22 protein-coding genes are annotated in these 20,457 nt (G+C 64.0%); 15 read left to right on the top strand and 7 right to left on the bottom strand.

Annotated elements, in window-relative coordinates; translation table 11 throughout:
* The first annotated feature begins 151 nt into the window (after positions 1-151).
* From MU553_RS17785 to MU553_RS17760, 6 genes are read left to right on the top strand one after another with little or no spacing between them, the layout of a single operon-like run.
* Positions 152-436 (top strand): F0F1 ATP synthase subunit C, encoded by a 285-nt coding sequence (locus MU553_RS17785; RefSeq protein ID WP_247380076.1) that lies wholly within the window; start codon positions 152-154, stop codon positions 434-436.
* A 25-nt stretch (positions 437-461) separates the two neighbouring features.
* On the top strand, positions 462-1,046 hold the full coding sequence (locus tag MU553_RS17780; RefSeq protein WP_247380074.1) for a V-type ATP synthase subunit E: 585 nt from the start codon (positions 462-464) through the stop codon (positions 1,044-1,046).
* Positions 1,043-2,104, top strand: a complete 1,062-nt coding sequence (locus tag MU553_RS17775; RefSeq protein WP_247380072.1) for a V-type ATP synthase subunit C — start codon at positions 1,043-1,045, stop codon at positions 2,102-2,104. The genes MU553_RS17780 and MU553_RS17775 overlap by 4 nt, the downstream gene beginning before the upstream one ends.
* On the top strand, positions 2,101-2,421 hold the full coding sequence (locus MU553_RS17770) for a V-type ATP synthase subunit F (protein ID WP_247380070.1): 321 nt from the start codon (positions 2,101-2,103) through the stop codon (positions 2,419-2,421). The genes MU553_RS17775 and MU553_RS17770 overlap by 4 nt, the downstream gene beginning before the upstream one ends.
* A 3-nt stretch (positions 2,422-2,424) precedes the next feature.
* The gene (locus MU553_RS17765; protein ID WP_247380068.1) at positions 2,425-4,185 is read left to right on the top strand and encodes an ATP synthase subunit A; all 1,761 of its coding nucleotides are present in this window, start codon (positions 2,425-2,427) and stop codon (positions 4,183-4,185) included.
* A complete protein-coding gene (locus tag MU553_RS17760; RefSeq protein WP_247380065.1) occupies positions 4,185-5,603 on the top strand; it encodes an ATP synthase subunit B in 1,419 nt (472 codons plus the stop codon). The genes MU553_RS17765 and MU553_RS17760 overlap by 1 nt, the downstream gene beginning before the upstream one ends.
* Before the next feature lie 52 nt (positions 5,604-5,655).
* On the opposite strand, the gene MU553_RS17755 is transcribed toward MU553_RS17760, so the two are convergent.
* Positions 5,656-6,147: a DUF3592 domain-containing protein gene (locus tag MU553_RS17755; protein ID WP_247380061.1), complete on the bottom strand. Its 492-nt coding sequence runs from the start codon at positions 6,145-6,147 to the stop codon at positions 5,656-5,658.
* Between the two features lie 157 nt (positions 6,148-6,304).
* On the opposite strand from MU553_RS17755, the gene MU553_RS17750 reads away from it, so the two are divergent.
* The gene (locus tag MU553_RS17750; RefSeq protein WP_247380059.1) at positions 6,305-6,991 is read left to right on the top strand and encodes a V-type ATP synthase subunit D; all 687 of its coding nucleotides are present in this window, start codon (positions 6,305-6,307) and stop codon (positions 6,989-6,991) included.
* Positions 6,992-7,170: 179 nt separating this feature from the next.
* On the top strand, positions 7,171-7,566 hold the full coding sequence (locus tag MU553_RS17745; RefSeq protein ID WP_247380057.1) for a DUF6276 family protein: 396 nt from the start codon (positions 7,171-7,173) through the stop codon (positions 7,564-7,566).
* A gap of 7 nt (positions 7,567-7,573) precedes the next feature.
* On the opposite strand, the gene MU553_RS17740 is transcribed toward MU553_RS17745, so the two are convergent.
* Together MU553_RS17740 and prf1 are read right to left on the bottom strand one after the other, a co-directional pair.
* Positions 7,574-8,533 carry a hypothetical protein gene (locus MU553_RS17740; protein WP_247380054.1) on the bottom strand — a complete coding sequence of 320 codons (960 nt, stop codon included), beginning with the start codon at positions 8,531-8,533 and terminating at the stop codon, positions 7,574-7,576.
* A gap of 450 nt (positions 8,534-8,983) precedes the next feature.
* A complete protein-coding gene (prf1, locus tag MU553_RS17735; RefSeq protein WP_247380051.1) occupies positions 8,984-10,243 on the bottom strand; it encodes a peptide chain release factor aRF-1 in 1,260 nt (419 codons plus the stop codon).
* 808 nt (positions 10,244-11,051) lie between these two features.
* Here prf1 and MU553_RS17730 point away from each other — a divergent pair.
* The 3 genes from MU553_RS17730 to MU553_RS23650 all read left to right on the top strand — a co-directional run bounded on the left by MU553_RS17730 (position 11,052) and on the right by MU553_RS23650 (position 13,018).
* Positions 11,052-11,651 (top strand): hypothetical protein, encoded by a 600-nt coding sequence (locus tag MU553_RS17730; RefSeq protein WP_247380048.1) that lies wholly within the window; start codon positions 11,052-11,054, stop codon positions 11,649-11,651.
* A gap of 239 nt (positions 11,652-11,890) precedes the next feature.
* Positions 11,891-12,790 carry a MinD/ParA family ATP-binding protein gene (locus MU553_RS17725; protein ID WP_247380045.1) on the top strand — a complete coding sequence of 300 codons (900 nt, stop codon included), beginning with the start codon at positions 11,891-11,893 and terminating at the stop codon, positions 12,788-12,790.
* A gap of 96 nt (positions 12,791-12,886) precedes the next feature.
* A complete protein-coding gene (locus tag MU553_RS23650; protein WP_282594342.1) occupies positions 12,887-13,018 on the top strand; it encodes a hypothetical protein in 132 nt (43 codons plus the stop codon).
* A 6-nt stretch (positions 13,019-13,024) separates the two neighbouring features.
* On the opposite strand, the gene argS is transcribed toward MU553_RS23650, so the two are convergent.
* Positions 13,025-14,782 (bottom strand): arginine--tRNA ligase, encoded by a 1,758-nt coding sequence (gene argS, locus MU553_RS17720; RefSeq protein WP_247380042.1) that lies wholly within the window; start codon positions 14,780-14,782, stop codon positions 13,025-13,027.
* A gap of 147 nt (positions 14,783-14,929) precedes the next feature.
* On the opposite strand from argS, the gene MU553_RS17715 reads away from it, so the two are divergent.
* Entirely contained in the window at positions 14,930-15,283 is a 354-nt protein-coding gene (locus MU553_RS17715; RefSeq protein ID WP_247380040.1) for a hypothetical protein, read from the top strand.
* Here MU553_RS17715 and MU553_RS17710 read toward each other — a convergent pair.
* Positions 15,280-15,828: an HTH domain-containing protein gene (locus tag MU553_RS17710; protein ID WP_247380037.1), complete on the bottom strand. Its 549-nt coding sequence runs from the start codon at positions 15,826-15,828 to the stop codon at positions 15,280-15,282. The two genes, MU553_RS17715 and MU553_RS17710, sit on opposite strands and share 4 nt — an antisense overlap.
* A 190-nt stretch (positions 15,829-16,018) precedes the next feature.
* On the opposite strand from MU553_RS17710, the gene twy1 reads away from it, so the two are divergent.
* The 3 genes from twy1 (at position 16,019) to ribB (ending at position 18,611) form a co-directional block, all read left to right on the top strand.
* Positions 16,019-16,987, top strand: coding sequence for a 4-demethylwyosine synthase TYW1 (twy1, locus tag MU553_RS17705; RefSeq protein ID WP_247380034.1), 969 nt, complete (start codon positions 16,019-16,021; stop codon positions 16,985-16,987).
* Between the two features lie 264 nt (positions 16,988-17,251).
* Positions 17,252-17,953 (top strand): CTP-dependent riboflavin kinase, encoded by a 702-nt coding sequence (locus MU553_RS17700; RefSeq protein WP_247380029.1) that lies wholly within the window; start codon positions 17,252-17,254, stop codon positions 17,951-17,953.
* Positions 17,937-18,611 (top strand): 3,4-dihydroxy-2-butanone-4-phosphate synthase, encoded by a 675-nt coding sequence (ribB, locus tag MU553_RS17695; RefSeq protein ID WP_247380026.1) that lies wholly within the window; start codon positions 17,937-17,939, stop codon positions 18,609-18,611. The genes MU553_RS17700 and ribB overlap by 17 nt, the downstream gene beginning before the upstream one ends.
* Positions 18,612-18,825: 214 nt before the next feature.
* On the opposite strand, the gene MU553_RS17690 is transcribed toward ribB, so the two are convergent.
* A complete protein-coding gene (locus MU553_RS17690) occupies positions 18,826-19,590 on the bottom strand; it encodes an alpha/beta fold hydrolase (RefSeq protein ID WP_247380022.1) in 765 nt (254 codons plus the stop codon).
* Between the two features lie 39 nt (positions 19,591-19,629).
* Positions 19,630-20,325, bottom strand: coding sequence for a helix-turn-helix domain-containing protein (locus tag MU553_RS17685; protein WP_247380020.1), 696 nt, complete (start codon positions 20,323-20,325; stop codon positions 19,630-19,632).
* Positions 20,326-20,457: the final 132 nt, after the last annotated feature.

The following is a 20,457-nucleotide window of genomic DNA, read 5'->3' as shown; positions in this document are numbered from 1 at the left end:
GCCGGGGGCGAGTAACTGGTAGTGTCGGAAATCATGAGACTGTCTCGCATCGGTAGCTCACGCGCTGACGAGGGCATTTGGGAAGTTTTATGAAGCCACTACAGCCATATCAGCCTGTTCGGAACGAGCGAATCCCCAAAGGACACAAATCATGATCGAAAACGCCATGGCACTAGTGAGCGGACTCGCACCGATTCTTCAGGAACAGGGCGCCCAGACCATCGAACAGGCCCCAGCAATTCCCGCGCAGGCGGCGGCAGCACTCGCAGTCGGGCTGGCGGCGCTCGGTGCAGGGTATGCCGAGCGTGGTATCGGTGCAGCCGCAGTCGGTGCGGTCGCCGAGAACGACGAGATGTTCGGTCGTGGGCTCATCCTCACAGTGCTTCCCGAGACGCTGGTCATCCTGGCACTGGTCGTCATCTTCGTCGCCGGTTAACCACCCCTTTTCAACTTTCTAACGCATGAGCCTAGAAACGGTCGTAGAGGACATTCGAGACGAAGCCCGCGCGCGTGCAGAGGACATCAAGGCCGACGCCGAGGAGAAAGCGGACGCGATTATCGCGGAGGCCGAGCAGGACGCAGAAGAGATCCGCGCCGAGCGCGAGGCCGAGGTCGAATCGACGATCGAACAGGAGCGCGAACAGCGCATCTCCAGCGCGAAACTGGAGGCAAAACAGGCACGCCTCGAAGCGCGCCGGACCGTCCTCGGTGACGTTCGCGAGAGCGTCGAATCGGCAGTCGCCGACATCGACGGCGACCAGCGCGAGGAGCTCACCCGCGAGCTGCTCGCCGCAGCCGTCGACGAGTTCGACGACGACGCCACCCTCGACGTGTACGGACAGCCCGAAGACGAGGAGCTGATCGAGTCGCTGCTCGAAGAGCTAAACCACGACGGTTCGTACGCCGGCGAGTACGACTGTCTCGGCGGCGTCGTCGTCGAGAGCGAAGGCTCACGCATCCGCGTGAACAACACCTTCGACTCGATTCTCGAGGACGTGTGGGAACAGAACCTCGGAACGATTAGCGACAAGCTGTTCGACCAATGAGCACGGAGCCAACGGCACGAGGCGGAAACTACGAGTACGTCATCGCGAGAGTCCGCTCGCGCCGTGCCGCACTTTTCGACGACGACGACTACCGGAAGCTGGTCCGCATGGGCCCCGGCGAGATCGCTCGGTTCATGGAAGACACCGAGTACGAAACCGAGATGAACGCGCTGGGGGCACGCCACTCCGGCGTCGACCTCATCGAGTACGCGCTCAACCAGAACATCGCCAAGCACTTCGAGGACCTGCTGCGCTGGTCCGAAGGGTCGCTGTACGACTACATCGCCCGCTACCTCCGGAAGTTCGACGTCTGGAACCTCAAGACGATCATCCGGGGCCAGTACGCGGGCACGGACCGCCAGGAGATCGAGACGGACCTGATCCGGGCCGGTGAGTTCGACGAGGCGTTCCTCGACGAGCTCATCAACGCCGGATCGATCGAAAACGTCGTCGAGCGATTGGAGCGCACGCGGTACGGCGACGCGCTGGCAGACGCCTACGAGGTGTACAAAGAACAGGAGGTCCTGGTGCCCCTCGAGAACGCACTCGATCGGGCCTTCTACGAGGACCTGCTGACCGGGCTGCCGACCGAGCCGAGTCGGCCGATGCAGCTCTACGTCGAGTTCCTGAGCGCGGAAGTCGACTTCCGCAACCTCCGGAACGCGCTCCGGATCGCCCGGAGCGGCGCCGACATGGAGCCGTCGGAGTACTTCATCGAGGGCGGCGACCTCTTCAACAGCAGGGAGATCCGCCAGCTGGCAGGCGACATGGACCGACTGGTCGAACACGTCCGCCAGAGCAGGTACGGTGACGAACTCCAGGCGGGACTCGACGCACTCGGCGGTGCCGACAGCCTCATGGACTTCGAGCGCGCGACCGACGCGGCGCTGCTGGAGTACTCGAAGATGCTGTCGAACCGCTACCCGCTGTCGGTCTGTCCGGTGCTGGCGTACGTCATCGCGAAGGAGCGCGAAATGACGAACATCCGGGCGATCGCCCGCGGACGCGAAGCGGGTCTCTCGGAGTCAGAGATCGAATCGGAGCTGGTGATGCTATGAGCCAGGAAATCGCCGTCGTCGGCAGTCCGGACTTCACGACCGGCTTTCGACTGGCCGGCGTCCGTCGGTTCGCGAACATCGCCGACGACGAGAAAGACGACCAACTGGACGACGCGGTACGCGAGATGCTCGAAGACGACGACGTCGGAATCATCGTCATGCACGACGAGGACCTTGGACATCTCTCGCGGGCCGTCCGCAACGACGTAGAAACGAGCGTCGAGCCGGTGCTCGTGACCCTCGGTGGCGGCACCGGGAGCGGGAACCTGCGCGAACAGATCAAGCGAGCGATCGGTATCGACCTAATGGAAGACTAAAACATGAGTCAAGCAACGGAAGCAGACGTCAGTGAAGACGGCGTCATCGAGAGCGTAAGCGGTCCCGTCGTGACTGCCAAAGACCTCGACGCGAAGATGAACGACGTGGTCTACGTCGGTCACGAGGGTCTGATGGGCGAGGTCATCGAGATCGAAGGCGACATCACGACGATCCAGGTGTACGAGGAGACCTCCGCAGTGTCACCCGGCGAACCCGTCGAGAACACGGGTGCGCCCCTGTCGGTTGACCTCGGGCCGGGTATGCTGGACGCGATCTACGACGGTGTCCAGCGCCCGCTCGACGTCCTCGAAGAGAAGATGGGCTCGGCGTTCCTCGACCGCGGGGTCGACGCGCCGGGTATCGACCTGGAGAAGACCTGGGAGTTCAATCCCGAAGTCTCCGAAGGCGACACCGTCGCCGCCGGTGACGTCGTCGGGATCGTTCCCGAGACGCCGAGTATCGACCACAAAGTGATGGTGCCGCCCGATTCGGAGGGCGGCGAAGTCGTCGACGTCAAGTCCGGCGACTACACCGTCGAGGACACCGTCGTCGAACTCGACACCGGCGAGGAGATCCGGATGCGCCAGGAGTGGCCCGTTCGGTCCCAGCGCCCCGCCGACGAGAAGCAGACGCCGACGGAACCGCTGGTCAGTGGCCAGCGCATCCTCGACGGCCTGTTCCCCATCGCGAAAGGTGGGACGGCCGCCATTCCGGGTCCGTTCGGGTCCGGGAAGACGGTCACCCAGCACCAGCTCGCCAAGTGGGCCGACGCGGACATCGTCGTCTACGTCGGCTGTGGTGAGCGTGGCAACGAGATGACCGAAGTGATCGAGGACTTCCCGGAACTGGAAGACCCGACCACCGGCAACGCGCTGATGGACCGGACCTGCCTCATCGCGAACACGTCGAACATGCCCGTCGCGGCGCGCGAATCCTGCGTGTACACGGGCATCACCATCGCGGAGTACTTCCGCGACATGGGGTACGACGTGGCGCTGATGGCAGACTCCACCTCGCGCTGGGCAGAGGCGATGCGCGAGATCTCCTCCCGGCTGGAGGAGATGCCCGGTGAAGAGGGCTATCCCGCATACCTCGCAGCGCGCCTGAGCGAGTTCTACGAGCGCGCCGGCTACTTCACGAACGTCAACGGCACGGAGGGCTCCGTGAGCGTCATCGGGGCCGTCTCCCCGCCGGGCGGTGACTTCTCGGAGCCGGTCACCCAGAACACGCTGCGTATCGTCAAGACGTTCTGGGCGCTGGACGCAGACCTCGCGGAGCGCCGACACTTCCCGTCGATCAACTGGAACGAGTCGTACTCGCTGTACCGCGATCAGCTGGATCCGTGGTTCGAGGACAACGTCCGGAACGACTGGTCGGAGAAGCGCCAGTGGGGTATCGACACCCTCGACGAGGAAGACGAACTCCAAGAGATCGTCCAGCTCGTCGGGAAGGACGCGCTGCCGGAGGACCAGCAGCTGACGCTGGAGGTCGCACGCTACCTGCGTGAGGCCTGGCTCCAGCAGGACGCGTTCAACGACATCGACACGTACTGCGAACCGGAGAAGACCTACCGCATCCTGAACGCCATCAAGACGTTCAACGACGAAGCCTTCGACGCGCTCGAAGCGGGCGTGCCGGTCGAGGAGATCACGGACATCGAGGCCGCACCGCGGCTGAACCGGATCGGCGTCCAGGAAGAGTACGAGGAGTACGTCGACGAACTGGAAGCAGACATCGAATCACAGCTCAGGGAGCTCTACTAATGCAGAAAGAATACCAGACCATCACGGAGATCAGCGGTCCGCTGGTGTTCGCCGAAGTCGACGAACCCGTCGGATACGACGAGATCGTCGAGATCGAGACCCCCGACGGCGACACGCGCCGCGGACAGGTGCTCGAGAGCACGAGCGACTTCGTCGCCATCCAGGTGTTCGAGGGAACCGAAGGGATCGACCGCGATTCCTCGGTCCGGTTCCTCGGCGAGACCATGCAGATGAAGCTCACCGAGGACCTGCTCGGACGCGTCCTGTCCGGCACCGGTGAGCCCATCGACGGCGGACCCGACATCGAGCCCGACGAGGAGCGACCCATCGTCGGCGAAGCGATCAACCCCTACTCCCGGGAGTACCCCGAGGAGTTCATCCAGACCGGCGTGTCCGCCATCGACGGCATGAACACGCTGGTCCGCGGACAGAAGCTGCCGATCTTCTCGGCCTCGGGGCTGCCACACAGCGACCTGGCGCTCCAGATCGCCCGACAGGCGACCGTGCCGGAAGAAGAAGAGGGCGGCGACGACGATGGCAGCGAGTTCGCAGTCATCTTCGGCGCGATGGGGATCACCCAGGAAGAGGCAAACGAGTTCATGGAGGACTTCGAGCGCACCGGTGCACTGGAGCGTTCGGTGGTCTTCATGAACCTCGCGGACGACCCCGCAGTCGAGCGGACGGTCACCCCGCGCCTCGCCCTGACGACGGCAGAGTACCTGGCCTTCGAGAAGGACTACCACGTGCTGGTCATCCTGACGGACATGACCAACTACTGTGAGGCACTGCGCGAGATCGGTGCCGCACGTGAAGAGGTCCCGGGCCGCCGTGGCTACCCCGGATACATGTACACCGACCTGGCACAGCTCTACGAGCGTGCCGGTCGGATCGAGGGCGAGGAAGGGTCCGTCACGCAGATTCCCATCCTCACGATGCCCGGCGACGACGACACCCACCCGATCCCGGACCTGACGGGATACATCACGGAGGGCCAGATCTACGTCGACCGTGACCTGAACAGCCAGGGCATCCAGCCGCCGGTGTACGTGCTGCCCAGCCTGTCACGGCTGATGGACGACGGGATCGGCGAGGGCCTGACCCGCGCCGACCACGCCGACGTCTCCGACCAGATGTACGCGGCGTACGCAGAGGGTGAGGACCTGCGCGACCTCGTGAACATCGTCGGTCGTGAAGCGCTGTCCGAGCGTGACAACAAGTACCTCGACTTCGCCGACCGGTTCGAGACGGAGTTCGTCCAGCAGGGCTTCCGGACCAACCGAACCATCGACGAGACGCTCGATCTCGGCTGGGAACTGCTCTCGGACCTCCCGAAAGAAGAGCTCAACCGTATCGACGAGGAGCTCATCGAAGAGCACTACCAGGAAGAGACGGCCGAAGCCGTCGAAGCCGAGGAATAACGCCGGTTCCTTTTTCGTTCTTTTCGACCGGGGAGAGCAGCAGCGCCGTCTCTCACTCGGCGCCGGCCTGTTCGAGCCACTGCGTGAGCTGGTCGCGGCGACTGTTCCAGGCCAGCGTGAGCACGGCCAGCCCGACGATGAAGATCCCGCCGCCGACGAACCCCAGCGTCATCCGGGACGCCAGTTTCTTGATGAGAAACGCCTCGGACGGGTCGTTCGGGTCGACGTAGGCCGTGATTTCGTCGCCGGAGCGATACTCGTGACTGATCTCGAACGCGCGATCGCCCGACGTCTCCTGGTTCACGATACCAGGATAGAGGTCGTCGTTCTGGTATGTGTTCCCCTCGTACTCGTAGCGGTAGACGACCGAGGGGGCGAACTTGGCCCCCGTTTCGGCCTCGACGGTCGCCGACTTGACGGTCGCGTTGACCGCGACTGCGCCCTGGATCGCCGTGTACTGCGTGTACAGGACGTACCCCCCGATCCCCAACAGGAGAATCCCGCCGGCAGCGAAGATCGCGGCGAGAATCTTCAGCGAGTCCATACGTTGAAATGTACCCACGGCTACAAGTAGGTAACTTTCACCGCCTTCATTGCGGAACAGAGAGCGGCGTGGCTGTCGGGAGACGGAGCCTGCAACGGGCACGCACGGACGAACTGAAAACAGTTAACCGACTGGGCTAGGAAGGTCCACCCAACAGATGGCCAAAGACGTCAAACCGACCCGGAAGAACCTCATGGCGATCGAGGACCGGATCGAACTCTCCGAGCGGGGCCACGACACGCTGGAGAAAAAGCGGGACGGTCTCATCATGGAGTTCCAGGACATCCTGGACCAGGCTCAGGACGTGCGCTCGAACCTGGCCGACGACTACGAGAACGCCCAGCGCAAGATCAACATGGCGCGGGCGATGGAAGGCGACGTCGCAGTCCGCGGTGCCGCCGCCGCGCTCAAGGAACACCCGGAGCTCACCACCGAGTCCAAGAACATCATGGGCGTCGTCGTTCCCCAGATCGAGTCCTCGAAGGTGAAAAAGAGCCTCGACGAGCGAGGCTACGGCGTCCTCGGGACGAGCGCCCGCATCGACGAGGCCGCCGAGGCCTACGAGGAACTGCTCGAGTCCATCATCCTCGCCGCCGAGGTCGAGACCGCGATGAAGAAGATGCTCGACGAGATCGAGCGGACCAAGCGCCGCGTCAACGCCCTGGAGTTCAAGGTCCTCCCCGACCTCAAGACCAATCAGGAGTACATCGAGCAGAAGCTCGAAGAGCAGGAGCGCGAGGAGATCTTCCGCATGAAGAAGATCAAGGCCAAGAAAGAAAAAGAGGAAAAAGCAGAACGCGAAGCCGAGGAAGAAGCCGCCGAAGCCGTTCCCGCGGACGCCTGATCGGCCTCACTGCGGCATCGACCCGCCCGGATTTTTCGAAGCGCGACAGTATTCCTGGTCAGCCCCGCGAAACGGAGCCAGTTTGCCTCCGATCGGTCGCCAGAGCGGGGCCACGACAGCCCGTCGCCGCGCTGGCCGAGTCGGGGTAGGTTTTTCCCTGTCAGGTCACGAGATACGATATGAACTGTTCGCACTGTAACACGCAAGTCCTTCGAGTCCCGGTGCCCGAGGAGTACGCCGAGTACGTCCCCAAGGACGCCCCCGGCGTCTCGATCTGTCCGACCTGTCTCGCGATGGACCCCGACGAGGAGCCGCCGGCAGAGTTGCCGGACTTCGCGAAGATCGGCGAAGCGTTCCCCTCGGACCCCGACGCTGCGGTCCCGATGGCGCTGGGTCTGGGCCTGCTGACGTCGCTGGCGCTGTACCGCCAGCAGATCACCGAACTGTTCACGGCCGTCGAGGAAGCCGGCACCGACCCGATGCTCGTGATGGATCGGCTCTCGGCGACCGGGAGCGTCGACAGCCAGATCGACCTCCAGGGTCGGAAACAGCAGTTAGAGCAGTTGCTGGAGTAGGCAGCCGCTACGTCGACTCGAAACCGCGTCGGGCCAGAACGACCAGCGCGATTGCAAGGATCGCAGTCACCGGTCCGAATCCAACGCCGTCGGCAGTTGTGGTCGGCCGAGTAGCGGTCTCCGGCCGTGTCGTTGCAGTCAGAGCGGGTTTCGACATCACAGCCTCGGTCCGCGTCGTCCCGGACTCCGTGGCTGGCGTCGGTGACGTCGGGTCCTGAGGTGGCGTCGATTGGTTCCGTTCAATTAGCATCCTTCCGACGTCAAGTTCGTTGCCGTCGGCACTCAGTTTCACTTCGTAGTTTCCCTCAGGAATCGGCCGCGTCCGGTGGGTAAGGAGCATCGGATTCCGAAGCGAGTCGTTACCCACAGCTCGTAAGAACTCCGAAGCAGGGGCAGTGCCGACGGTCGACGTGTTCACTCGCACGAGAACGGTCCCGTCGTCGTTCGCGTCCGCGATTCCAGTACGGACGGTGAACCCGTCAGTGTCCGTCCCTAGTTGGAGAACGAGATCCGACTCGTTCCAGCAGTGCGCTCGTTTAGGCGCGACCGTTATCGGTATAGTCACCACGTTTCGGGTTTCGTCGGTCCTGATGGTTCCGAAGACGGCCTCTGCACCCAGCTCAGAGGCGGCAGTTACCGACGCCCGCCTGGCTGCGCCTGATTTCGCACTCGTGACGGTGAACTCGTACTCCCCAGCCCCCGGACCACAGTAGAACTCGCGGGTGACGTTCAGCGAGAGCCGGCCGTTGTCAGGCACGGGTACCCGAACGCCGCCGTCGGTCACGCTCCCGTTTGCCATCCTCGCCAGCACGCCGTCGGGAATCCCCGACACGTCGAGGGACACCGCCTCCGTGAGAGTCCTGTCGATCTGCAGCGGGACCTGTCTCCCAGGGTCGACGACAAACTCGTCGTATTCGAACCGTGCGTCGAACGAACACGATCGGACCCGAAACGAAGCAGTGGCCACGGTGCTCGCACTGACCACCGCACCCGTCTCGTCGGTTTCCAGCGTCTCGTTGCTATCGTCACGGAGGACGTAGCTTCCGTTTGACAGCCGACTCGTGTTCAGCACGGCTCGGCCGCTCTCGCCGAAACCGACGGTGACAACCGGTACCGTACTGTTGACGCGCGTAATCACAAATGACGTGTTCGTCGCACTCGGGTTCGGCAGTGAGACGGTCACGTGCTGACCCTGACAGTACTGCTCTCCAGTGGTCAACGGTTCGGGTTGCGGGTCCGGCACAGTCACAACTGGAGAGTCGACCGCACCACTGACTGTCGGGACGCCAGTTACTGAAACGGCGAGCAGGAGGAGCAAAAAGACCACTCGACGGTGCGGGGACATCACCCCCAACGTGGCAACCAGCAATCAAGAAGGTTTCGTGCTGCGGCAAGCCCCGAAGCGAGCCGAAAGTCGTTAGACCCCAGTATCGTAGCGCAGGATGCCGGCGACGCCACCGAAGGCGTTCAGGAGCTGTTCGCCTTTCTCGAAGTCGGTGGAGATGAACTTCGTCTCGGTGCCGCGCTGCTCGGCGATGTTCATGAGGTGATCGATGAGGTCCTCGCGGGCCTCCTCCTCGTCCTCGACCTCGACGACCTCGCCGCAGCGTGAACACTCGTGGTCGGGCGTCGCCTCGCGGCGGTCGATGACCTCGCGTTCCTCGTGGCCGTTGGGACACTCGTACGTAACGACGTCCTTGCGCATGTCCTCGGAGATGAGCAGGCGGTCGACCGCGCCCATGATGAGGTTCTCGCGGGTGGGGCCGAACCCGTACGTCGCGAGGTCGCCGTCGTGGAGTTCCTCGAAGAACTCCTCCATCTCCGTCTTGTCCTGCATGACCTCGTACTCGCCCAGGACTTCCTGGGCGTTGTCGACGAGGTCGTACAGGCCGGACTCATCGGTGTAGGAGACGTCGAACTTCCCGAGGACGTTGTCCTGGATCTCGTGGTGGAGGTAGCCACCGTCGAGGAACTCCTCTTTGGTCGGCGAGGGACCGCCGACGAGGATGCCGTCGAGTTCGTGGCGCTGTTCGACGAACAGGTCGTCGGCCATCTCGGCGACCTCCTGGTAGAAGTTGTCGATGGCCTCCTTGCGCAGGCGCTCGAAGCGGGCCTGGGACTGACCCCCTTTGCGCTGTTTGCCGGGGACCATCGAGGAGGCGGACTTGACGGGTTCGACGCGTTTGCCCTTGAGCCAGCCGACGTTGGCCTCCCGTCGGTCGAGGACGATGAGACCGAACAGGCCCTTGTCGCCCAGCATCTCCGCGAGGGGTTCGGTGAGGAACTCCGAGTCGCAGTGATAGCGGAACGACTCGATGGGTTGGGGCGGCGATTCGAGCACCTTGGTGATCATGTCCGTGCGGCCGCCGCCGGTGTCGATGGCGCCGGAGAAGACGACCATCCCGTTCTCCGGCGGGTAGACGTCGTAGTAGCGCAGTCTGTCCTTGATCGAGGTCAGTGCGTCCTGGACGGCCGTGCGCGTCTGTTTCGACTTGATGTTGGACGCTTCGCTGTGCTCCTGGGTGACGTGCTCGACGACCGAGCTGATCTGCCGGTCCTCGGGGATGTAGATGGTGACGAGCTGCGTCCCGGAGCCCTCGTACTCCTTGAGGTCTTCGATGACCTTCCGGAACTCGTATTTTTGTTTGTCCGTCTGGTCCTGCTCGGAGCTACTCATTACTCTCTGTAACAGTCCCGACGACTAAAGGACGTGGGATTCAGAAAAGGTGACAGAGACTACTCGTACACAATCTCCAAAAGAATTCTCTGTGTCAAGCGGGGCACGCCTCCCCTTGGCTCGGAGTCCGACATGCAAAAATCAACAGACAAGACCGCGGCCTCAACAAACTGTAGTATCCTTTATAGTAGTGCTCAATTTGACTGATGAAATGACAACTCGTGTTTTGTTCGTCCGTCTGGTCCTGCTCGGGGCTACTCATTACTCTCGTATAACCGAATGCAGGGTAATTGACATCCTCCCCGCGCTGAAGCACAGGGATTCCTTCGTGGTACAGCCCGCCAGTCGTGTGCTCCCGAAGGCACCCTGACCAGACCACGGAGGTCCGGCTGTGGTTTGTGGGCCTGTGCGTCGGGCCTCGATATGAGGCGTGGTGTCCTTGGGTATCCGCTTGCACCCCACGGGCCGTGCCATCGACCCGACTCGGTCCGAAGCCGAGTAGCCATCGGACGCAGGGTTGCTTTTTGTTGACGGAGACCCCAAACCAACTCCAGTTTTCGCCAGATGTGCTTACGCAACGATATGCTGTCGGCATATTTAAGACTCGGGGTCGGTCTCTCTGTCGTCAGATTCGTCCTCGCGCTCACGCACGGGATTTTGTTCTTAAAACTGTTGACCGCAGGTCCACCACCCGCCCCCGACGGTCGCCGAGCGAGAGTCCCCACCTCACGGCCCGTCACGACTACGGTAAAGAACCCCTCTCATATGAGTACGAATCCTTACTATCGGTCCGGTCGACCGTGAAAGTATGTCGCAGCAATCTCGCACCGACGAGGCACACACTATCCAGTTCGGGGCGGACGAGCAGGTCGACGTGGCCGAGCTCGTCAGGGACGGAATCGGCGAGGAACTGTCCGACGAGCAGGCCGACGAGATCGTCGAGGCCGTGGGCGTCCTCGTCGCGGAGAACATCGCGGCGAACGGCGACGCCGACGTCGTCGTCGTCGGCGTCAAGGACCTGATCGTCAAGCACCTCGTCGAAGGCGGTCACTCGGACGCGATCGTCGAGCGGACCGCCGACGTCGTCCTCGACAACCTGGGGATGCGTTCGATGTTCATCAGGCGGGCGCTCAAGCGAATCGTCAAAGGGCTCATGGGCCAGTCCGACGAAGTCGTGGAGGGCGTCGGGGACGTGATCGGCGAGAAGCTGGTCGAAGGCGACCACACCGACGCCCTGGTCGACGAGGTGGCACAGCTCGTGGTTCGGATGGCGATCACGAACGAGTACGCCGAGGACTTCGTCGAGGGAACGCTCGAGGAGGGACTCGCAATCATCGTCGAGGAGGAGGGCGTCGAGCGCATCGTCGACGAGGTCGAAACGGCGTACGCGGCCGACGGTGCGGCCTGACTGCGGGCGACCAGGCGCGACGCTCAGTTGCAGTGACTGTTTCGGTCGGGTAAGCGAATGTGAATTACCGGTAGTTTTTCAATGGTAACGAGCGTCAATGTACATAGAGACGTCCGGGGGGTCACGACGCGGAGCCGACCACCGCGGACGGCAGTGCGGGAAGTCGACGAGGGGAGCGGAGACCCGTCAGACGCACGGGTTTATATGTTTCCCTTGTCTGTAGCTACACAACAGGAAGTATGACGGGATACGTCTTCACAGTCGCAGGCGGGAAGGGTGGCGTCGGGAAGACCACGACGGCCATCAACGTCGCCGTGGCGCTGCAGGACGCCGGCCACGACGTCGTCGTCGTTGACGCCGACCTGGGGATGGCGAACCTGGGAGCGATGCTCGACATCGAGCACTCCCCGAGTCTCCACCAGGTGCTGGCGGGCAAGGCCGCCGTCAGCGACGCGATCACCGAAGGGCCAGGTGGCGTCACCGTCGTGCCGGGCGAGCGCAACCTCGAGGCGTTCGCCGACGCCGATCCGGCGAAGCTCCGGAAGGTCGTCAAAGCGCTCTCGACTGCCTACGAGATCGTGCTCATCGACACCGGCGCCGGCTTGAGCCACGAGACGACCGTGCCCCTCGGGTTGGCCGACGGCGTCCTCCTGATCACGACGGCCGACGACGTGGCCATCGGCGACACCATCAAGACCGCACAGCTCGCCGAGCGCATCGAGGGTGACGTGGTCGGTGCCGTCCTGACTCGAGCCAACGACGACACGAACGTCTCGCAGGTCGCGGACAAGCTCGATCTGGAGATGCTCGCAGTCGTCCCGGAGGACCAGGACGCCACCAAGGACGAACCGCTGCTCATCAACCACTCCGACAGCTACGCTGCCGAGGCGTATCGCCGACTGGCCTCGACCTTAGAGGAGATCTACGAGGTCAACACGGAAGGCGGCGCGACCACAGAACAGGAGTTCGAGCCGAGCAGTCCCAGCGGCGACGCCAGCGACGCGGCCGACAGCGACGCCGACGCCGAGTCCGCCGAGTCAGGCGGCAGTGAAACTGGCATTGGCCCGGGCAACGAAGCCAGCCCGGAGTCCGACGACGACGACGAGGACGAAGACGGCGTGTTCGGCCTCTTCAACTGACGCCGTTCCGGTCACCGCTTCGACGAACAGCCCGTCTCCGTCTGTTTTTGCTCCCAAAACGGTACATTCAAACAGCCCCTTGCGCCACATGGAGACATGGCAGACGAAGAATCGATACGGTTGAGCTGGATTCTGATTTACCTGCTCCTCGTGCTCGGTCTCGGATTGGCCGCCGTCATGGGCGTCGGCGGCGACATCATCGGGACCGCCGTACCTGTTTCGCTATAGACGGTCCTACATCGACTCGGGCGCAGCGACGCCCAGGACGGTGAGCGCGTTCGCCACCGTGTGTTTCGCAGCAGCCACCAGCGCGAGCCGTGCGTCTCTCACGTCGTCGTCCGCGTCGAGCACCGGACACTCCCGGTAGAACGCGTTGAACCGCTCGGCGAACTCCCGCGTGTACGTCGCCACGAGGTGGGGCTGGTGGTCCTCGGCCGATTCCTCGATGACCGCCGGGAACCGTGCGATGACCCGCAGGAGGTCTCGTTCGGCGTCCGTGTCGAGCGCGCCCACGTCGAGACTGTCCGCGTCGGGCACCTCGTAACCGGCCTCGCGCGCCTCACCGAGAATCCCGCACGTGCGCGCGTGGACGTACTGGACGTAGGGGGCGGACTGGGCCTCAAAGTCGAGGGCGCGGTCCCACTCGAACGTGATCGCTTTCGTCGGCTGTTTCGAGACGATGTCGTAGCGGACGGCGCCGATGCCAACCTGGTGGGCGATGCGCTCGACGTCGTCCTCGTCGAGTTCGTCGTTGCGGAGGCGGTCGTCGAGGCGGGTCTCGACCTCGTCCCGGGCCCGGTCGATGGCCTCGTCGAGCAGATCGTCGAGGTCGATACCGGTTCCCCGTCGCGTGCTCATCTTCCCCTCCGGGAGATTGACGTACGAGTAGAGCACCTGGTCGAGCTGACTGGTATCGTTGCCGAGCAGATCGAGGGTCGTTCGGAGCTGGTCGGCCTGGAGCTTGTGGTCCTCGCCGAGCACCGTCACCGCGCGGTCGAAGTTCTCGAACTTCCACTCGTGGTGGGCCAGGTCCCGCGTGGCGTAGAGGCTGGTCCCGTCAGAACGGAGAAAGACCAGGTTCTTGTCGATGTCCGGGAGGTCGAGTTGCCAGGCGTCCTCTTCGTAAACGGCCGCGTCGAGTTCTTTCAGGCGAGCGACCAGCTCGTCGGTCGCGCCGTCGCGGATGAACCGCGTCTCCTTGACGAACTCGTCGAACTCCGCAGGGAGGCGCCCGAGACACTCCTTCATCCCGGAGAGCACCTTGTCGACGACCTCGCTGACCCGTTCGTATGCCGCTTCGTCGCCCGATTCCAGTCCCTGCATGATCGACTGGATCTCGGCTTCGGCCGCCTCGACCTCGTCCTCGGGACCGTCTTCGAGGAACTCGTTGCCGACGCGGTAGTACCGGACCATGTCGTACTCGATTCGATCTCGTTCCGGTTCCGGCAGGTCCTCCTCGTCGAAGGTCTCGTAGGCCCAGGTGAACACGGCCATCTGGCGGCCGGCGTCGTTGACGTAGTAGTGGCGCTCGACGTCGTAGCCGGCGAAATCGAGGACGTTCGCGAGCGCGTCGCCGATGATCGGGTTGCGGGCGCGGCCGACGTGGACCGGTCCCGTGGGGTTGGCGCTCGTGTGCTCGACGACGACGCTGGTGTCCTTGGGATCGAGTCGGCCGTACTCTTCGTCCTGGGACGCGTCGAGCGTCCCCTGGAAGTAGGCCTCGCTGGGCAGGAAGTTGACGTACGGACCCTGGGTCTGGACGGCGCCGAGCGACTCGTAGTCGGCGGCGTCGATCTCGTCGGCGACGTCGGCAGCGACTTTCGGTGGCGGTGCGCCGACCTCGCCGGCCAGCCGGTAGGCGACGCTCGACGCGAGAACGGCGTCGACGTCCGCCGGTGGCTCCTCGATGCCGAGGTCGTCAGTCGGGAGGTCGAGCGACGAGAGCGCACTCGTGAGGGCGTCCTCGACCTCCGCACGTGCGGATAGGAACATACGCTCCTGTCTCGTTCGGGTAGATAAAGGGATAACGAACTGGTAGTGCGACGCCCGGCGTCGGGAGCCGACCACCGGATTCACGCCAATACACATGTTACCGTAGCCCCCGATAATTGTTATCACTGCTCGTGGCGAACGTCGGGTATGCTCGTCTCCATCTTCGAGTACCGGGAAGACGACGCGACCGAATCGGTCGAATCCCAGGGCAGCGTCGAGCCGGACAGAAGCCCGGCGGACTACTTCAGCGTGGACGATCTCGACGTCGACGAGGGATGGGAACGGATCGAGCAGGGCGAGCGGACGCTGTTACGGCGGGAGATCGACGTCAGCGAGGTGACGGCGATTTCAGTGCCCCGCAACGACGAACCGACCGAACCGGACGAAGTCGATACGGATCAGAACGACCTCCCCGGCAAGCCGATCATGCTTCGGAAGGAAGGCGAAGAGTACTTCCTGCAGAACGCAGCGGTCATCGAGGCCCAGGACCGGAACCCCTAGTCGAGGTTCTCGACCGGGTCGTCGTTCGCGAGCGCGCCGAGGCAGTCCTCGACGCGCTCGTGGACGCCGTCCGACCAGCACGGATACAGCCCGGTGAGTTCGCCGGCCCGACGGATCGTGATGGAAACGACCGGAAAGACGATGATGCGCTCGGTCGGCGGCCCCGACGAGAGCAACCCACCGACCGCTTTTCGCGACTCGAAGAACGGTTCGAGCTGGACCCCGGTCCGGGCGGCCGCACGCTCGAGCTCTGCGTACAGCGCGACTGCGTCGTCCCGGTCGGCTTCCGACACCGGCACGTTCACGCGCGCTCCCCACCGCTCGATGGTCAGGTCCTCGATCGTCCCCGTGGCTTCGAGCGACCGCAACCGGTCGAGGACCGCCTGCTGACGGCGCGCTGCGGCCCCCGTCGGTGACGCTCGGAGGTGTGCCGTGACTGCGAACGCGTCAGCCGACTCACCGTCGGTCATTTCCTCCTCACTCCGCGTGGTCGCGTCCGACTCCGAACTGTCCCTGGTTTCGACCTCCACCGCATTGGCAACCATACACAGACTTGCGTAACGCACAATAAAAGTCTTTACTACTAGCCAAACATTGTCTTCTTTGGCAAATCCAAAGCCATTCGTATTTATTTCCCGCAGTATAGTCCAAGTTTGTCGTTTCGATTTAGAGAGCGGTTGCCGACGGCCTGGACACCCGGATGCTTTTGCCCGCCGACGCACAACTGACGCCAACATGAGTGACTCGGAGTCCGGGGACGGGGGACCGAAACAGGTCTCGGACCCAAACTACCACAGCATCAACCACACAGCCGCCCAGACCTGCGGGTGGACCAAGAACGCGTTGAAGGGGGAAGGTCGCTGTTACAAAAACACGTTTTACGGAATTCAGTCACATCGCTGCATCCAGATGACGCCCGTCGTCAAGTGCAACGAGCGGTGCGTGTTCTGCTGGCGGGACCACGCGGGCCACGCCTACGAGATGGACGAGGTCGAGTGGGACGACCCCGCAGCCGTCGCGGACGCCAGTCTCGAACTCCAGACGAAGATCCTCTCTGGCTTCGGCGGGAACGAGGAAGTCCCCGAAGAGATGTTCGAGGAGGCCATGGAGCCGCGGCACGTGGCGATCTCCCTCGACGGCGAGCCGAGTCTCTACCCCTATCTGCCGGAACTCATCGAGGAGTTCCACGAGCGCGACATCACCACCTTCCTCGTCTCCAATGGAACGCGTCCCGAGGTGCTGGCCGAATGTGACCCCACGCAGTTGTACGTCAGCGTCGACGCCGCCGACCGGAAGACGTTCGACGAGACGGTCAAGGCGATGGAAGACGACGCCTGGGACCGGCTCGTCGACACGCTGGACGTGCTGGCCGCGAAAGACGAGACCCGGACGGTCCTGCGGACGACCTGCATCAAGGGCCTGAACATGGGCCGCCCCGAGTGGTTCGCGGCCATGTTCCAGCGGGCCGACCCGGACTTCGTCGAGTTGAAAGGGTACATGCACGTCGGCCACTCCCGGGGTCGGCTCGACCGCGATTCGATGCCGGAACACGAGGAGGTCGTCGAGTGGGCCGAGCAAGTCATGGCGGACATGCCGGAGTTCGACGTGTTGAAGCAGGTGCCCGCCTCGAACGTGGCGCTGCTCGCGAAAGAGCGCAACACGCTCGTCCCGAAACTCCAGAAGAACAGCGAGTTCTGGGAGTAGCGAGGTCGCCGACTGAGCGACGCGAAGGAGGCGACCTCGGAATGGCGAGCGGGGAACGAAGTGACCCGCGAGCGAAACGAGATCCGAGAGCGCGAATCCGTCTCACGCGACCGATCCCCAGCGAGTGAGAACGACCCCAGCCCTTATACGCCGTTGCCAACCAACTAGTGCTCAAGAAACGCCGTTTGCGTTTCTCCGCGTTCCACCCCTGGGACGCGTTCCACATTCGTTACGCTTATCCCCGAGAGTTACGAATGTGAGGACATGGCACAAGCGACGGGACGGTCCGTTGGATACGACGAACTCGCGACGCTGAAGCTGTTGGCCCTGGAGGGAGCCCTGGAGGGCCAGGAGAAGGTGTCGTGTTCGGCGCTGGCCGACGAGCTGTCGGCCTCGAACCAGACCGCCTCCCGACGGTTACAGGAACTCGACGACGCGAACTACGTCGAGCGCGAGATCGTCAGCGACGGGCAGTGGGTCACGATCACGCCCGAAGGCGAGTCTGCGCTGCGACGGGAGTACGCCGACTACCGCCGCATCTTCGAGCGCGACGCGAGCATCGAGCTGCACGGATTCGTGACGAGCGGCATGGGCGAGGGGCGCCACTACATCTCCCTGCCGGGCTACATGGAGCAGTTCATCGACAAGCTCGGCTACGAACCGTTCGCCGGCACGCTCAACGTCGACCTCACCGACGAGAGCGTCCGCGCCCGCGCCGGCGTGGCCGCGCTCGAACCCGTCCAGATCGAAGGCTGGGAGGACGACGAGCGAACCTACGGCCCGGCGTACTGTTATCCCGCGACCATTCAGTCCGACGACAGCATCTACGAGCCGGCCCACGTCATCGCGCCCGAGCGCACCCATCACGACGAGGACCAACTGGAGGTCATCGCCCCGGCGAAGCTCCGGGACGAACTCGGCCTCGAGGACGACGAGGAGATCAGCATCCATGTCAAGGAGCGATAACATGCACCAGACGTCGAGCACCGTCGACGCGGCGATCACTGCGTTCCGCGCCGGCCAGCCCGTGTTGATCCACGACGCCGCCGACCGCGAAGGGGAGACCGACCTGGTGTATCCCGCTGGCGGCGTGACCCCCGACGCCGTCGCCCGCCTGCGTAACGACGCCGGCGGCCTGATCTGCACGGCGCTCTCCCACGAGGTCGCCGAGACGCTCGAACTTCCCTTCCTCCAGGAGACCATCGACCACCCCCTGGCGGCCGATCACGACCTGGACTACGACGAGCGCTCCTCGTTCTCGCTGACGGTCAACCACCGGGACACCTTCACCGGCATCACCGACGAGGACCGCGCCCTGACCATCACGGAGCTCGCCTCGGTCGCAGCCGATCCCGACGTCGAGACCTTCGCCGAGGAGTTCCGCGCACCGGGCCACGTCCACTTGCTGAAGGCCGCACCGAACCTCCTCGCGGACCGCATGGGCCACACGGAACTGGGCATCGCGCTCGCGGACGCTGCCGACCAGGCGCCCGCCGTCGTGGTCTGTGAAATGCTCGACGACGAAACCGGCAAAGCGCTCCCGCCCGCGGCCGCCCAGGCCTACGGCGAGCGCAACGACATCCCCTACGTCGAAGGCCGCGACCTCGTCGAGCGACTGTCGTAGCCGATTTTTCCGTTTTCGGTAACTGCACCGGTAGTAGCGACGGGTTTTGAGCGACATCGACGCTCGGACGGATTCGGTCCGAAAATTTCGATAAACCACATTTCGCGATATAGAATGTGGTGCGCATCGCCGAAGAAAGCCACAGGGAGAACGGCAGAAACAGCACACAGCGCGTCGCTACGCCGGAAAAGCACTAGCTCGGTGCGGTCGCGAGTCAGGGCGACGACGCACCGGCGAACGCCCGAACCTCGCTCGCGACTCGCTCGGGGTCCGAGAAGATGCCGACGTGGCCGACGCCGTCGAGTTCGACGAGCCAACTGTCGGATAGTGCGTCCTGGAGGGCGTGAACGCCATCGCGGAGGTGGGCTGGGCCGTGCTCGCCCGTCAGCAGCAGCGTCGGAGCAGGTATCGAGAGGTCGTCGGCGAGGGCGTACTGCTCGACGGCGCGATTCTCCCGCACGATCGTCTCGACGATGGTCGCAGCCTGGGCGACCGGCAACTGCTCGACGTCCTCGACGCCGCTACCCGCCCGGAAGAACAGTTCCACCGCCCGTTCGCGCTCGCCTGCGTCGACGAGGTCCTGCATCCGGGTGGCCAGATCAGCTCCAGTCCGGTGTTCACCGACCAGGAGCGACGGTTCGTACAGGATCACCCGGTCGACGTCGACGCGCTGGGCCGCTTCGAGCGCACAGAGGCCCCCGAAGGAGTGGCCGAACAGCGTCGGCTCGCCGTCGACGGCCTCGACGACTGCCCGGACGTCGGCCACCTCCCTGTCGAGGTCGTAGGCGTCGGCGTCGCCGCTGTCGCCCCGACCCCGTCGGTCCATGCAGACGAGGCTGAACTCGTCTGCGAGGTGCGGGACGAGCGCGCCCCAGCTTTGCCGACTTCCGGAGCCGCCGTGAACGAGGACGATCGGGTGGCCATTCCCGTGCTGTTCGTACGCGATACTGGTCCCATCGGTTGACGTGACGGTTTGCATGGAACGAGAGATCGGCGAGCGACACGGGTAGGCCGTTCTCTAACCTGTAAAGCCGTTTATATACCCGACAGGTGCGACGACCTCCTCGATCAGGTGCGCGTGGGCGCGTCGGAGCCGCTCGGACAGCGCCGGCGCGGAGATGCCGATTTCGTCCGCGACGGCGTCGAGCGACGTCGTTCTGGGGATGTCGAAGTACCCCATCTCGTAGGCAGTGAGTAGCGCCTCGCGCTGACGGTCCGTCAGCCCGGTCGGCGGGTTCCCGTTGGCGTCGGACTCCGTGAGGCGAAACAGCGAGAACGAGGCGTTCTCGCGCCAGAATGCACTGTAGTCGAGGAACGCGTCCCGATCCGCGAACCACCGTTGCTGGACCCAGCCGTCGGGTTGAACGGAGATCTGCTCGACGACGGACCTGTTCGTCGCCAGCGCCTGCAGCCGGGGGAAGTCGTCGACCCTGTCGTCGAGCTGGTCCGCCATACTGGCCGTCGGGAGGACCTGATACTGCCGCGTGTCGCCGTCCCGGGTGAGACGGGCGTACTCGTCGACGAAGGGAGTGGTCTCGAACTCTCGTTCCAGCGCCCGGAACGACTCCCCCGTTGCGCGAACGAAAAACGGCGGTGGCGCCCCCTGGTTCGGCTGGCCCACCCTGAGTTCGAGGGTCATCGCGGGCACGGCTGCCGCCACGTCGACGAGTGGCAGGTGCTGGAAACCGATCTTGTACTCGGCGAGGAGCCCCATGTCACGCCGTTCGCGTCGGTCCAGAAATACGTACAGGAAACGGCGCGACCGGCAACGGCCCCGCAGCGACGGACTGAATAGGCCACCGACCCCCGTGTTCGGGGCCGAGAAACACCGAGCGGCCGGATTCAA

The organism is Halorientalis brevis, from assembly GCF_023077655.1.
The sequence above is the reverse complement of the archived record's forward strand: the minus strand, read 5'-3'. Positions and strand labels throughout refer to the sequence as shown.

Bases quoted from the DNA above. Each gene is read 5' to 3' on its own strand.
- MU553_RS17785 (WP_247380076.1), top strand. From the start codon at position 152: ATGATCGAAAACGCCATGGCACTAGTGAGCGGACTCGCACCGATTCTT.
- MU553_RS17780 (WP_247380074.1), top strand. From the start codon at position 462: ATGAGCCTAGAAACGGTCGTAGAGGACATTCGAGACGAAGCCCGCGCG.
- MU553_RS17775 (WP_247380072.1), top strand. From the start codon at position 1,043: ATGAGCACGGAGCCAACGGCACGAGGCGGAAACTACGAGTACGTCATC.
- MU553_RS17770 (WP_247380070.1), top strand. From the start codon at position 2,101: ATGAGCCAGGAAATCGCCGTCGTCGGCAGTCCGGACTTCACGACCGGC.
- MU553_RS17765 (WP_247380068.1), top strand. From the start codon at position 2,425: ATGAGTCAAGCAACGGAAGCAGACGTCAGTGAAGACGGCGTCATCGAG.
- MU553_RS17760 (WP_247380065.1), top strand. From the start codon at position 4,185: ATGCAGAAAGAATACCAGACCATCACGGAGATCAGCGGTCCGCTGGTG.
- MU553_RS17755 (WP_247380061.1), bottom strand. From the start codon at position 6,147: ATGGACTCGCTGAAGATTCTCGCCGCGATCTTCGCTGCCGGCGGGATT.
- MU553_RS17750 (WP_247380059.1), top strand. From the start codon at position 6,305: ATGGCCAAAGACGTCAAACCGACCCGGAAGAACCTCATGGCGATCGAG.
- MU553_RS17745 (WP_247380057.1), top strand. From the start codon at position 7,171: ATGAACTGTTCGCACTGTAACACGCAAGTCCTTCGAGTCCCGGTGCCC.
- prf1 (WP_247380051.1), bottom strand. From the start codon at position 10,243: ATGAGTAGCTCCGAGCAGGACCAGACGGACAAACAAAAATACGAGTTC.
- MU553_RS17730 (WP_247380048.1), top strand. From the start codon at position 11,052: ATGTCGCAGCAATCTCGCACCGACGAGGCACACACTATCCAGTTCGGG.
- MU553_RS17725 (WP_247380045.1), top strand. From the start codon at position 11,891: ATGACGGGATACGTCTTCACAGTCGCAGGCGGGAAGGGTGGCGTCGGG.
- MU553_RS23650 (WP_282594342.1), top strand. From the start codon at position 12,887: ATGGCAGACGAAGAATCGATACGGTTGAGCTGGATTCTGATTTACCTG.
- argS (WP_247380042.1), bottom strand. From the start codon at position 14,782: ATGTTCCTATCCGCACGTGCGGAGGTCGAGGACGCCCTCACGAGTGCG.
- MU553_RS17715 (WP_247380040.1), top strand. From the start codon at position 14,930: ATGCTCGTCTCCATCTTCGAGTACCGGGAAGACGACGCGACCGAATCG.
- MU553_RS17710 (WP_247380037.1), bottom strand. From the start codon at position 15,828: ATGGTTGCCAATGCGGTGGAGGTCGAAACCAGGGACAGTTCGGAGTCG.
- twy1 (WP_247380034.1), top strand. From the start codon at position 16,019: ATGAGTGACTCGGAGTCCGGGGACGGGGGACCGAAACAGGTCTCGGAC.
- MU553_RS17700 (WP_247380029.1), top strand. From the start codon at position 17,252: ATGGCACAAGCGACGGGACGGTCCGTTGGATACGACGAACTCGCGACG.
- ribB (WP_247380026.1), top strand. From the start codon at position 17,937: ATGTCAAGGAGCGATAACATGCACCAGACGTCGAGCACCGTCGACGCG.
- MU553_RS17690 (WP_247380022.1), bottom strand. From the start codon at position 19,590: ATGCAAACCGTCACGTCAACCGATGGGACCAGTATCGCGTACGAACAG.
- MU553_RS17685 (WP_247380020.1), bottom strand. From the start codon at position 20,325: ATGGGGCTCCTCGCCGAGTACAAGATCGGTTTCCAGCACCTGCCACTC.